Source organism: Nocardioidaceae bacterium SCSIO 66511, assembly GCA_023100825.1.
Classification (GTDB): Bacteria; Actinomycetota; Actinomycetes; order Propionibacteriales; family Nocardioidaceae; genus Solicola.
This window is the reverse complement of the sequence record CP095846.1, coordinates 3144004-3155696: the sequence shown is the minus strand read 5'-3', so window position 1 is coordinate 3155696 and position 11693 is coordinate 3144004. Positions and strand designations below refer to the sequence as shown.

At 66.5% G+C, this 11693-nt stretch carries 13 protein-coding genes; 6 read left to right on the top strand and 7 right to left on the bottom strand.

What is annotated here, in order from left to right:
• The first annotated feature begins 65 nt into the window (after window positions 1-65).
• Window positions 66-698, top strand: a complete 633-nt coding sequence (locus MU582_14895; protein ID UPK73715.1) for a LysE family translocator — start codon at window positions 66-68, stop codon at window positions 696-698.
• Window positions 699-948: 250 nt separating this feature from the next.
• Window positions 949-2448 (top strand): HNH endonuclease, encoded by a 1500-nt coding sequence (locus tag MU582_14890; GenBank protein UPK73714.1) that lies wholly within the window; start codon window positions 949-951, stop codon window positions 2446-2448.
• Between the two features lie 194 nt (window positions 2449-2642).
• On the opposite strand, the gene MU582_14885 is transcribed toward MU582_14890, so the two are convergent.
• Window positions 2643-3356 carry a TetR/AcrR family transcriptional regulator C-terminal domain-containing protein gene (locus tag MU582_14885; protein ID UPK73713.1) on the bottom strand — a complete coding sequence of 238 codons (714 nt, stop codon included), beginning with the start codon at window positions 3354-3356 and terminating at the stop codon, window positions 2643-2645.
• Window positions 3357-3506: 150 nt separating this feature from the next.
• Here MU582_14885 and MU582_14880 point away from each other — a divergent pair, with 150 nt between their 5' ends.
• Window positions 3507-4916 carry an MFS transporter gene (locus tag MU582_14880; GenBank protein UPK73712.1) on the top strand — a complete coding sequence of 470 codons (1410 nt, stop codon included), beginning with the start codon at window positions 3507-3509 and terminating at the stop codon, window positions 4914-4916.
• Window positions 4917-5001: 85 nt separating this feature from the next.
• Entirely contained in the window at window positions 5002-5673 is a 672-nt protein-coding gene (locus tag MU582_14875) for a formylglycine-generating enzyme family protein (protein UPK73711.1), read from the top strand.
• Here the strand turns inward: MU582_14875 and MU582_14870 are convergent.
• Genes MU582_14870 through MU582_14845 form a run of 6 tightly spaced genes read right to left on the bottom strand, consistent with a single transcriptional unit; the run spans window position 5670 to window position 10048 of the window.
• Entirely contained in the window at window positions 5670-6545 is an 876-nt protein-coding gene (locus MU582_14870; GenBank protein UPK73710.1) for a 3-methyladenine DNA glycosylase, read from the bottom strand. The two genes, MU582_14875 and MU582_14870, sit on opposite strands and share 4 nt — an antisense overlap.
• A gap of 4 nt (window positions 6546-6549) precedes the next feature.
• The gene (locus MU582_14865) at window positions 6550-6948 is read right to left on the bottom strand and encodes a transcriptional repressor (protein ID UPK73709.1); all 399 of its coding nucleotides are present in this window, start codon (window positions 6946-6948) and stop codon (window positions 6550-6552) included.
• 28 nt (window positions 6949-6976) lie between these two features.
• Window positions 6977-7963, bottom strand: coding sequence for a metal ABC transporter permease (locus MU582_14860; protein ID UPK77177.1), 987 nt, complete (start codon window positions 7961-7963; stop codon window positions 6977-6979).
• Entirely contained in the window at window positions 7963-8742 is a 780-nt protein-coding gene (locus MU582_14855; GenBank protein ID UPK73708.1) for an ABC transporter ATP-binding protein, read from the bottom strand. Before MU582_14855 ends, MU582_14860 begins: the two co-directional genes overlap by 1 nt.
• A complete protein-coding gene (locus tag MU582_14850; GenBank protein UPK73707.1) occupies window positions 8739-9710 on the bottom strand; it encodes a metal ABC transporter substrate-binding protein in 972 nt (323 codons plus the stop codon). The genes MU582_14855 and MU582_14850 overlap by 4 nt, the downstream gene beginning before the upstream one ends.
• A 59-nt stretch (window positions 9711-9769) precedes the next feature.
• A complete protein-coding gene (locus MU582_14845) occupies window positions 9770-10048 on the bottom strand; it encodes a hypothetical protein (protein UPK73706.1) in 279 nt (92 codons plus the stop codon).
• Between the two features lie 67 nt (window positions 10049-10115).
• Here MU582_14845 and MU582_14840 point away from each other — a divergent pair, with 67 nt between their 5' ends.
• Both MU582_14840 and ugpC read left to right on the top strand, forming a co-directional pair.
• A complete protein-coding gene (locus tag MU582_14840; protein ID UPK73705.1) occupies window positions 10116-10391 on the top strand; it encodes an antibiotic biosynthesis monooxygenase in 276 nt (91 codons plus the stop codon).
• A gap of 108 nt (window positions 10392-10499) precedes the next feature.
• Entirely contained in the window at window positions 10500-11573 is a 1074-nt protein-coding gene (gene ugpC, locus MU582_14835) for a sn-glycerol-3-phosphate ABC transporter ATP-binding protein UgpC (GenBank protein ID UPK73704.1), read from the top strand.
• Window positions 11574-11693: the final 120 nt, after the last annotated feature.

Below are 11693 nucleotides of genomic sequence, written 5' to 3'. Positions count from 1 at the left end.
ACGTCTCGTTATCTGCCTTCGGGCGTGCGTACGCTGGTCATGAGGTCGACGAAGGGGGAAGTTCGATGGTGACCTGGGCCGCGGTTGCGGGTGTCGCGATCATCGCATTCGGCATGGTCATCACGCCCGGACCGAACATGATGTACCTCGTATCGCGGTCCATCAGTCAGGGTCGCACCGCCGGGATGACCTCGCTCGCGGGCGTGATCACCGGATTCACGATGTACGTACTCGCCACGACGGCCGGACTCTCCGTACTCTTCACGACCGTTCCCGCGCTGTTCATCATCGTCAAGATCGCCGGAGCGCTATACCTGCTGTATCTCGCGGTCGGCATCGTCCGCGGCGGGCGAACCGTCTTTCGTGCCGGGGAGGTCGCTGCTCATACCTCGCGGCGCCTTTACCTCATGGGCCTCACGACCTGCTTGCTGAACCCGAAGATCGCGTTGATGTACGCGGCGTTGCTGCCGCAGTTCGTCGACCCCGACCGAGGCAGTGTTGCGTTGCAGATTGCACAGCTCGGCGCAGTGCAGATCGTCGTCGCCGCAACCGTCAACGCCGCCTGGGTTCTGGCCGCCGCGGGTGTTTCTGGGTTACTGCAGCGCAGTCAGACCGCAGAGCGCGTCTCGCGGTGGGTTGTCGGGTCGCTGCTCAGTGTGTTCGCGGTTCAGCTGGGGTTGAGTCAGCCGGCGCGGTAGGTGCGCTTCTCGGCTGGCTCCTTCATCGTTCCGCCTACTTCGGTTCCGGCCTTCATAGTTTCCGCTCGCTGCGGTTCTCTTCTTTGGCGGCGACGACGCGGGGTACGCGTCGGTGGCCGCCTTCCCGCGACCCTCCCGCCCCATTTGCTCGGACCTTCACCGCTTGCCGATTCGCCGATTCCTCTTTAAAACAAGGCGATTCGGCTCCTCCTCACTTGTTTATCGAACACGCTTACGATACAATAGGTTCATGTTCGAACCGCAGACCTACACCCGCCTCCGCGACCTCGCGGGTCAGGCTGCGAACGCTTCCGAACTCATTGGTCTCGCGACTGATGAGCAGCTGTGCCAGTCGTTGCGGGACCTGCAAGCCGCGTTGGATCTGCTCGACGGGGTACGCGCCTCTCTGTTCGCCCAGCTCAAAGAGTCCGAGGCCCATAAGTCCGACGGTGCGTCCACGGTCGCCGGTTGGGCTCGTCAGGAGTTGCGGATGGGGTTGGGTGAGTCGCGGCGGCACACCAAAGCCGGCCAGACGTTGAAAACCCTCCCGAAAGTTGCGGCCGCTCTGGATGCCGGGCAGATTCGTGCGGCGCATGTCGACGAGTTCACCGTCGGTGTCACCAAGGTCGGCGCCGACATCATGACCGACCTCCAAGACATCCTCGTCCCGCTCGCACGTAAGTGTGAGCCCCGTGATCTGCGGGTCGCGATCAACGAGCTCAACGACATCGTGAACTGTGAAGAACGCGATAAGGCGTACCAGCGGGGGATGAACAAGCGAGACATCCGGGTCGACAAATGTGGTGACGGGTTTTATGTGTCCGGGATGCTCGACCCCGTCACCGGAGCAAAGTTCTCCCAATGGCTGAAAACCGTGTCAATGCCTGAGTACGACGGTGACGACCGTGCACCGTCGGACCGACGAGTCGACGGACTCGGACGCATGGTCGACGACCAAAACACCCCACGACCCGACGAGGGTCAGCAGGCGCAGCCATCAGAGCAGCCGGACGCGTCGGAACAGGCCGAGCAGGAGCCGCCGAAGCCGCGTCGTCGTGCCGATGTTTCGCTGCTCGTCCTTGCCGACCTCGAAACCCTCCTGCGTCTGCCTGGTGCCCGCCCGGCCACGTTGGTCGGGTTCGGACCCATCGGCTCCCAACTCCTCGGCTACCTCACCTGCGGCGCCGACACAGCGGGTGTCCTCACTCACGGCGTCACTGGTGGCCCCGTCCCGCAGGCCAACATCCTCAACGTCGGCCGTACCAGCCGCCTCGCCACCGCCACGCAACGTAAAGCGATCACCGCCAGACAAGACGGCATCTGCGCCAACCCCGGCTGCGGATCCAGCTTCCTCGAGTTCCACCACGTCAACTGGTGGAACCGCGACGGCGGCAAAACCGATCTCGACAATCTGATCGGGGTCTGCGGCGGCTGCCACCACCTCGTGCATCCGAACAAGCTGATCATCAAGCCTGACGGGCACGGCGGCTTCACGTTCCACCGCTCCACCGGCGCCGTCATCGACGACCATGCGCGGGTCACGAAACAGCGCGTCCGCGACCTCATCGCAAGGATCCGCCACGCGGCCGCCGAAACGGGGTCCGAACCAGAACCAGCTGTCCCGAAACCGCCACCTGCGCGGCCGCCCGATCGACAGCACCGACGGCACGGCAGACTCCACGACCTCCCCGGCCGCACTTACACGGTTACCCGCCTCAACCTCTGCGACCTCACCCCACCACGCACCTGACAGCGCCGAAGCCCGTGACCAGCGGGCCCATCGGCATGCCCGCCTGCAATGGTGGGACTGTGGATTCAACGGTGTTCCCGACCCTCGCAGATCGAGAGGAAGCGCCAGCGGAGACCGAAACCGAGAGCATCATTCGCGAGCGTCAGTGGCTCGCCCGTTGAGCGTTCCGAACTCGGGTTACATGAAAGCCGCGGTTATGCGGTGGGTTCGGGCCGGGCGCGGATGCGAAGGTCGAGACCGTCGAGGAAGTAGGCGAGGCCCCGGGTGAAGTCGCCGAGCCAGTCGTCGTCGTCGAGGTAGCGGTGGCTGGCCAGAGTCGGATAGCGGTCCGTGTGCGCCTGCAGAAGGGCCTGCCCGGCCTTGCGATCGTGGTCGCTGATGCTCAACGTCGCCTCCGTCGAGGCGGAACCGAAGATCAGGTTGTGCAGCGTCCACATCGCGGCCGACAGCTCAGCGCCGGCCAGGCCAGCGCGGTGCAGGGTCGACATGACAAGCTCTAACTGGTCGAGATAGCTCGGTCCGAAGCTGGGGCGAGAAGCGGCCACCGGTGCGACCCACGGGTGCTCGACGAGGGTCGCGCGCCACGCGAGGGCGATCTTCTCGATGCATGCACGCCAGTCGTCCTGCTGCGATTCTGTAGGTGCGTCGGTCTCGGCGAAGACGTGGTCGACGGCGAGGTCGATGATGTCGTCCTTAGTCTTCACATGCCAGTACAGCGACGGGGCGACGACGCCGAGCTGCTCGGCTACGCGCCGCATCGTCAGCGCCTCGAGGCCGCCGCCGTCGAGGATCTCAACCGCGACCTCGACGATTCGCTCGCTGGTGACCGGGGGCTCGCCGCGCCGAGCGCGCTGCGGGCGCAGCCACACGTTCGACGGCTCTGCGCGCCCTTCACGGGATTCTGGCATCCGATCGCCCTCCTTGGTTCGTCACCGGGTCCCGGTGTCCTGCTAGTCTACCCTAACGTCGTTAGGGAAACATGACCACTGTTAGGGAGACGAGAGCTGGACATGGATAGACGCCAAGAATCGACGGCGCGCTGGTGGACGCTGACACTGGTGGCGCTGGCGCAGCTGCTGGTGGTCCTCGATGGCACCATCGTCAATATCGCGCTGCCCTCGGCCGACGCCGAGCTGGGCCTCGGCGAGGCGAATAGGCACTGGGTGATCACCGCCTATCTGCTGACGTTCGGGGGCCTGCTGCTGATCGGCGGTCGCATCAGCAGCGCGATTGGGCACCGACGCGCCTTCGTGATCGGCCTGCTCGGCTTCGCGATCCCGTCGCTGATCGGAGGGCTGGCCTGGAGCGCCGGGGTGCTGATTGCTGCCCGCGCCCTCCAAGGGGCGTTCGCGGCGCTGCTGGCACCTGCCGCGCTGTCGCTGCTGGCGATGACGTTCACCGAGGCCCGGGATCGGGGCCGGGCCTTCGGCGTCTTCGCAGCCGTCGGCGCCGCGGGGTCGGCGATCGGCCTGCTGTTGGGTGGGGCGCTGACCGACTTCGCCAGCTGGCGCTGGTGCCTGTACATCAACGTCCCGATCGCCGCGCTCGTCGCCATCGGTGCCGCCCTCATCCCACGCACGCCAGCCGCGAAGCAGTCCGGTCGAATCGACGTCTTCGGCGCGCTGCTCAGCGCGGGCGGCATTGCCGCCATCGTCATCGGCATCAGCCAGCTTGACGGCCAGGAGGTCTCGGTGCTCGTCGTGTCCGCCTTGATCGGCGGCGCCCTCCTGCTGCTCACCGCCTTCGTGCTCGTTGAGCGGTCAGCGCCCGATCCGATCTTCCCCCTCACGATCCTCAAGAACCGCGCCCGCGCGGGCTCGTTCGTCTCGATCGCGTTGATGTTCCTGGCGATGTTCGGCTTCTACCTGTTCATGAGCTACTACATGCAGGCCCAGTTGGGCTACTCGCCCCTGAATGCCGGGCTCGTTCTGCTCATCCATGCCGTCGCCGCGCTGGTCGGATCCATGGTCATCGCCGGGTTGCTTCTCGGCCGCGTCTCCGCAGCCACCCTCGTGGTGTCCGGGCTCCTCGCTGCCGCGGCGGGGCTGGGCGTCCTCACCCTCCTCGACGCACATTCGACGAACGTGCTGCCGCTCTACCTGGTGCCCGCTATGGTGCTGACCGGCCTCGGGATGGGCCTGGTGATCACCGCCACCGCGAGCACAGCCACCGAAGGCGTCGCCACCCACGAGATCGGCGCCGCCTCGGCCGCCTACAACGCCTCCCAGCAGCTCGGTGCCGCGATCGGCGTCGCCCTGCTCAACACCGTCGCGGTCATCTCCAGCACCGACTACCAGGCGTCCGGCGACGCGGCCGTTGTCCACGGATACACCACCGCGCTGGCCGTCAGCGCGGCGATCCTGGTCTTCGCCGCCCTCGTCTCCGGCCTCCTGCTGCGTCGCAGTAGTGGCAGCTCTGGCCACCAGCCACTTCCCGAGCACCAGACCGAGCCCGCCCACGGCTCCTGATAGTGGCGAACACAGAAATGAACACCACCGCCACGGCAAACCCGACCGACAACCCGTCGGCATGCCCGCATGCAATGCTCGGCTCATGTCCGGAGTCATCGAAGTGGCCGAGATCCCATCCGGAACAGTGACTCTGTCCGATCGGCGCACTCAACGCCGATGGTCAGTTCGGCTCCCGCGATTCGAGCTCGCGACCGTTCCGGTCACCAGAAGTCAGTACTCGATGGTTGCCGGTTCGGCAACGGGACCTCAGGTACACGGACCGCTGCCCGTTGTCGACATCTCTTGGCACGATGCGATCGACTTCTGCAATGCGCTGTCGCACCACGAGGGGCTGACACCCGCGTACGAAACCGGCCCGGGCGAAGCGGAGCCGAATTGGAACCGCGCGGCGGACGGGTATCGGTTGCCGACCGAGGCGGAGTGGGAGTACGCGTGCCGGGCCGGTTCCTCGGGTCCCCGTTACGGCGACCTCGAAGACATCGCCTGGTACCGACGGAACTCCCACGAGCGCGTCCACGAGGTCGGACGCAAGGAGCCCAACGCCTGGGGCCTGTACGACCTGCTCGGGAACGTCTGGGAATGGTGCTGGGACCTCTACGACCCCGACGTCTACGGGTCGTACCGCGTGCTGCGCGGCGGCGGATGGTTCGATGAGCACTGGAGCTGCCGGGCATCGGTCCGCCGGCGAAGCCACCCGACCTTCATCACGGACGATCTCGGGTTTCGCGTCGCACGTTCGGTACCAGCCGATTAACCCACGGCCTCGAGCAGTCCGGTGAGCTCATCGAGCAGGTATCCGCGAAGGACGCCTGCACGAGCTGCGAACCGGCGCTGGCCGGCGACATACTCTGCCTTGCCGGAGGCCTCTTCGATGCGGACAGGTGAGTAGCCGAGCGAGCTCAGATCGTACGGCGACGCGCGCATGTCGAGCTCGCGGATATCGCGGGCCAGCTCGAAACAGTCGGCCACCAGCTCGGAGCGTACGAACGGCGAGAACTTGTACGCGGCGCGGTAGAGATCCATATTCGCGTGCAGGCATCCCGGCTGTTCGGAGTCCTGCTGGTCTCGCCGCGTGAGGAGGTCGGCGTTGCGCGGTCTGGCGTCGTCGGTGAAGAACCGGAACGCATCGAAATGCGTGCACCGCAGCTGATGCGACTCGACCACGTCGTCCGTGCCGCGGTGTCCGAGTCGCAGCGGGTACGACTCGTGGCGTACCTCGGCCTGGCGGGTTCGGTACACCATCGCCCACTCATGAAGGCCGAAGCAGTTCGTACGAGCGTCGCGACCTTGGGTCAGCGCAAGTAGGTCGCGCGTCCACTCGAGCCCTTCGCGACGTCGGCGCAGCCGATCCGGATCCGGGCCGACACCCGAGTCGTACGTTCGGTAGTCGGCCAGGTCCGCGTACTCATCGATGCCCGGACCGCAGAGCACGTTGCCGAAACCCGGATGCCAACGCTCCAACTTCGTAGGGGAGTGGGAGTAGTACTCGAACAGGAAGTCCTCGACCGGATGCCGCTGACCCTTGGTCCGGCGGGCGAGATGCGGCTTCGTCCAGGCGCGCACCCGAGCACGATGCCGCGCCGCGACCGGAGCCCAGTCGTCGGCAGCCCAAACCGCGACAGCCACTGCGCTAGGCGTTCGCCCGACAGTCGCTGCACGTGCCGAAGATCTCCAGCGTGTGCTGCACGTCGGCGAACCCGTTCTCGGCCGCCTTCTGGTTGGTCCAGCGCTCGACGGCCGGGCCCTCGATCTCGACGGTGCGGCCGCACTCGCGGCAGACCAGATGGTGGTGGTGCCCGTCGCTGCACTGGCGATACAACGCTTCGCCGTCGTCGTTGCGGAGTACGTCGACCTCTTCCGCCTCGGCGAGTGCGGTCAGGTTTCGGTAGACCGTGCTCAACCCGATCGACTCGCCCTGAGCGCGCAGCAGATCGTGGATCTGTTGCGCGCTGGAGAATCCGTCCAGTTCATCGAGGACGGCCGCGACTGCCCGGCGCTGCCGGGTGGTGCGGATCTGCGGCTTGGACATTGCGGTGATGCTCCGTTGCTTGCTCTACTCAGTGCTCGTCATAGTGGCCCTGATGGGCTGCATGTCGGTGACCACCATGAATGTAGTCGACATGGTCCCCGTGAGGCACGGCCGTGTGACCGCAGTCATCACCGTGCTCATGCGGATGCTCACCCGCTGGCAGGTGCCCAGGTGGCGCCGCTGCCTCGAACGGCGAACGCCTTCGGCGGGCGGCGCGGATCGCGGTGCCGATCGGTGCCGTCACGATGAAGAACGCAAGCGCGATGATGACGATCGTCGGTCCTGGCGACGTGTCGTACTCGAAGCTCGCGCCCACCCCGGAGATCGAGGCGATCACCCCGAGCACCATCGCCACAGCGAACGTCGCCCGGAAGCTGCGCGTCACCTGTTGTGCGGTCGCCACCGGGACCACCATCAGCGCGGAGACGAGCAGCAGACCGACCGTACGCATCGACACCGTGACGGTGACCGCCGCGAGGATCGCGATGAGCAAGCCGTACGCACGTACGGGCACTCCGGTGACCCGGGCGTACTCCTCGTCCTGGCACACCGCGAACAGCTGCGGGGCAAGGCCGACGGCAACGATGAGCACGACCGCCGCGAGGATCCAGACCAGCCGAAGGTCGGAGTCGGAGACGGTTGTGATCGCACCGAACAAGTAGCTGTTCAGTGTCGCCGCCGAGTCTCCGGCGAGGTTGGTCAGCAAAACGCCGCCCGCGATGCCGCCGTAGAACAGCAACGCAAGGGCAACATCGCCGCTCGTGCGCCCGTACGCGCGCAACAGTTCGATCGCGAGGGCACCGAGTGCCGACACGATGACCGCGGTGACGAGGGGCGCCTGGTTGGTCAGCAGTCCGACGGCGACACCCGTAAGCGCGATGTGGCCGATACCGTCGCCGAGTAGCGCGAGACGCCGCTGAACGAGGTAGGTGCCGATCGCCGGAGCCGCGAGCCCGGTCAGCAGCGCAGCCGTCAGCGCCCTGCGCATGAAGTCGTAGTCGAGGAGGTCGATCATCACTGCCACACGCCTTCGGGTGGTACGGCGCCGCGATCGACCGGATCGCTGGAATGAATGTGGTGTTGCTCGCCGTGACTGTCGTGCTCCGGCGGAACGTCGCCGTCGTACGCGATGCGACCGTCACGCAGCACGATCGCCCGGTCGACCATCGCCCGGAACGGCCCGAGCTCATGCGCCACCATGACGACGGTCGTCTGCTCGGCGAGCATTCGCGACAACACATCGGCGAGAATCTGCTGACTGTGCTGGTCGACACCCGCCGTCGGCTCGTCCATCACCAGCAGCTCTGGCTCCCCGGCCAGAGCCCGCGCGATCATCACCCGCTGCTGCTGCCCGCCGGAGAGCTGTGCGACCGGGTCGCTCTCCCGAGACGCGAGGTCGACGAGCTCGAGAGCCGTTCGTACGGCGCGGCGGTCTCGAGCGGTTGCCCAGCCCGCGTACCTGCGGCGCGACAGCCGGCCGGTCGAGACGACCTCGCCGACCGTCGAGGGGACGCCGGAGGTCGCGGTCGAGCGCTGCGGTACGTACCCGACGCGACGCCAGTCGCGGAAGCGCTCGATCGAGGCGCCGAACACCTCGATCGAGCCGGTCGTGAGCGGTAGCAGGCCGACACACGCGCGGACGAGCGTCGACTTGCCCGAGCCGTTGCTGCCGAGCAGAGTCACGAACTCGCCGGCGTCGACTGTCAGATCGACCTGGCGGACGATGGGTCGACCACCGAGGACGATGCCGACGTCGTGCAATGCGAGTGGTGCGTCGCCTGCTTCACCGCTCATCTGCAGCCGTTCGCCTCCTTCAGGGCGTCGAGGTTCTGCTCCATCAGGGAAACGTACGTCTCGTTCGCAGTGTCGTCGCTGAGACCTTCGATCGGGTCGAGTGTCGCGACGTCGGCACCCGTCTCGTCGGCGACGGTCTCGGCGACGGCAGGGCTGACCAGCTCCTCGGTGAAGATCGTGGTGATCCCATCCTTGCGTACGAGGTCGGTGATGTCGGCGAGCTGCTCGGGCGATGGTTCGCTGCCCGGGTCGAGCCCGGCGATGCCGACCTGCTCCAGGTCGTAACGCGCGGCGAGGTAGCCGAACGCCTCGTGGCTCGTCACGATCGTACTGCGCTTGCAGTTCGCGAGGCCCGTCTCGTACTGCTTGTCCAGCGCGCGAAGTCGCTTGCCGAAGTCGCGCGCATTCTTCTTGAACGTGTCGGCGTTGTCGGGATCGATCTCCACGAGCCGCTCGGCGGTCGCGTCGGCGATAGCGATCATGTTCGTCGGATCGAGCCACACATGCGGATCGAGCCCGCCGTGGTCGTGGTCGTCGCCTTCGTGCTCGCTCTCATCTTCGTGTTCGTGGTCGTGGCCCTCCTCCTCGTGCTCGTGGTCATGGCCTTCCTCGGCCTCGCGCAACGTCACGACGTCGGCCACGTCGAGGCTCGCGTCGTCGGAAAGGTCGGCTTCTTCGACCGCGTCGTCGACGGCCGCCTGGAACCCGGTCTCGAAGACCGCGAGGTCGGCGTCCTGGACCGCCGCGACCTGCTTCGGGGCGAGCTCGAGGTCGTGCGGCTCGACGCCTGGGGACGTGAGGTTCTCGACGTCGACGGCATCGCCACCCACCTGTTCGGCCACGTACGCGAACGGGTACGACGCCGCGACGATGCGCGTACCGGACGCGGAGTCGGCCTCGCTGCTGCAGGCGGTGAGCGCCAGCAGGGAACCGGCGGCGGCAATGAGCACAGGGGAGTGGATTCGCATGGGATGATTCTCTGCCTAGATGAGAATGATTGTCAAACTCATTTCCTTGAGGTGCGACGTCAGGTCAATGCCTGTGCGACCCGACTGACGAGCAGTCCGACGAGGGCGCCGATGGCGAGCACTCGGATGAGCCGAGCCGGCCGGTCGAGCACGGGCCACGAAAGCGAGGCGAGCCAGCCCACGAACGCGATCAGCAGTACGAGCGCCGGTGCGGCGAAACCGAGGGGGGCGAACGCACCGACCAGGAAGAGCACCAGCGTCACGGCCGGCATGGTGAGGCGAGGCATTGCCTGCATTCGGGCGAGCAGCTCGGCGCTTCGCGAAGGTGGTGTGCTCATCGGACAATCCTGCCACGGTGCGAGGTGGTCATCGGCCCCAGTGGCCGCGCGCAATAGCCTCGTGCACATGATCGTCGTCACCAGGTATCGCGTGTCGCCGAGCGACACCTCGTCGTTCGCCACTCGCGCGCATGCCGCACTCGATGCACTGTCGCAGCAACGCGGCTTCCGTACGGGCGGCGTCGGCCGAAACGTCGACGACGAGGAGCTCTGGACGCTCACGACACTGTGGGACGACACCGGGTCGTACCGTCGCGCCCTGTCGGCGACGGACGTCAAGCTCGCGGCGGTCCCATTGCTGTCCGAGGCGATCGCCGAGCCGACGGCCTACGAGCAGCTCTGAACCGACCCGTGTTTACGTGTGCGTGTGGCGTAGCGCACAATGGGTCGCGCAAACCCTCCACAACGGATCGTCCGGCACGTACCTGCCGGTGAAGGGAAACAAATCAACATGTCCTCAGTGACCTTCGAGAAGGCGACTCGCGTCTTCCCCGGCCAGGAACGCCCGGCCGTCGACCACCTTGACCTCGAGATCGAAGACGGCGAGTTCCTCGTCCTCGTCGGTCCCTCCGGATGCGGTAAGTCCACATCCCTGCGGATGCTGGCCGGCTTGGAGGAAGTCGATGACGGTCGGGTCCTCATCGGCGACCGCGACGTCACCAACCTTCCGCCGAAGTCCCGCGATATCGCGATGGTCTTCCAGAACTACGCGCTCTATCCCCATATGACCGTCGCCCAGAACATGGGTTTCGCGCTCAAGATCGCCGGCACCGACAAGGCCGAGATCAAGCAGCGGGTCGAGGAGGCGGCGAAGATCCTCGACATCAGCGACTACCTCGAGCGCAAGCCGAAGGCGCTGTCCGGCGGCCAGCGCCAGCGCGTCGCGATGGGCCGGGCGATCGTCCGCTCGCCCGAGGTGTTCTTGATGGACGAGCCGTTGTCCAACCTAGACGCGAAGCTGCGGGTGGAGACCCGCAACCAGATTGCGCAGCTGCAGCGGCGACTCGCGACGACCACCGTGTACGTCACCCACGACCAGGTCGAGGCGATGACCATGGGTGATCGGGTCGCAGTGCTCAAGGACGGCGTACTCCAGCAGTGCGCCAGCCCGCGAGAGATGTACGACCACCCCGCCAATGTGTTCGTCGCCGGGTTCATCGGCTCGCCGAGCATGAACCTTCTCACCCTGCCGCTGACCGACAACGGCGTGCGGTTCGGTGATCACGTCGTCAACGTCGCCCGTGACACGCTCCAGCAGGTCTCCGACTCGAGCGCGGTCCTCGGCGTACGCCCGGAAGACCTCGTCGTCGGCGACAGCGGCGTACCTCTCGAGGTCGATGTCGTCGAGGAGCTCGGCTCCGATGCGTTCGTCTACGGTCGCGCAACGATCGACGGCGAGGAGCACACGCTGATCGCACGCGTCGAAGCGCGTACGCCTCCCGCCAAGGGCGAGGTGCTCCACGTGCAGGCCGCGCCGGAGCGCGTGCACCTGTTTGCCAAGGAGTCCGGCGAGCGAATCAGCTGACCTCATCCGGGCGACCGGCCGCGACCCAGACGGGTGCGGCCGGTCGCTGCATTCCAGGCGGTACGCTTACCTCTGCCCATCGGGCGCGGATCGTTACGACGATCCGCAGATGCCCGCCGA

What these genes read in the sequence shown, in the direction of transcription:
- MU582_14895 (UPK73715.1), top strand. Translation starts at nt 66, where the DNA reads ATGGTGACCTGGGCCGCGGTTGCGGGTGTCGCGATCATCGCATTCGGC.
- MU582_14890 (UPK73714.1), top strand. Translation starts at nt 949, where the DNA reads ATGTTCGAACCGCAGACCTACACCCGCCTCCGCGACCTCGCGGGTCAG.
- MU582_14885 (UPK73713.1), bottom strand. Translation starts at nt 3,356, where the DNA reads ATGCCAGAATCCCGTGAAGGGCGCGCAGAGCCGTCGAACGTGTGGCTG.
- MU582_14875 (UPK73711.1), top strand. Translation starts at nt 5,002, where the DNA reads ATGTCCGGAGTCATCGAAGTGGCCGAGATCCCATCCGGAACAGTGACT.
- MU582_14865 (UPK73709.1), bottom strand. Translation starts at nt 6,948, where the DNA reads ATGTCCAAGCCGCAGATCCGCACCACCCGGCAGCGCCGGGCAGTCGCG.
- MU582_14860 (UPK77177.1), bottom strand. Translation starts at nt 7,963, where the DNA reads ATGATCGACCTCCTCGACTACGACTTCATGCGCAGGGCGCTGACGGCT.
- MU582_14855 (UPK73708.1), bottom strand. Translation starts at nt 8,742, where the DNA reads ATGAGCGGTGAAGCAGGCGACGCACCACTCGCATTGCACGACGTCGGC.
- MU582_14850 (UPK73707.1), bottom strand. Translation starts at nt 9,710, where the DNA reads ATGCGAATCCACTCCCCTGTGCTCATTGCCGCCGCCGGTTCCCTGCTG.
- MU582_14845 (UPK73706.1), bottom strand. Translation starts at nt 10,048, where the DNA reads ATGAGCACACCACCTTCGCGAAGCGCCGAGCTGCTCGCCCGAATGCAG.
- MU582_14840 (UPK73705.1), top strand. Translation starts at nt 10,116, where the DNA reads ATGATCGTCGTCACCAGGTATCGCGTGTCGCCGAGCGACACCTCGTCG.
- ugpC (UPK73704.1), top strand. Translation starts at nt 10,500, where the DNA reads ATGTCCTCAGTGACCTTCGAGAAGGCGACTCGCGTCTTCCCCGGCCAG.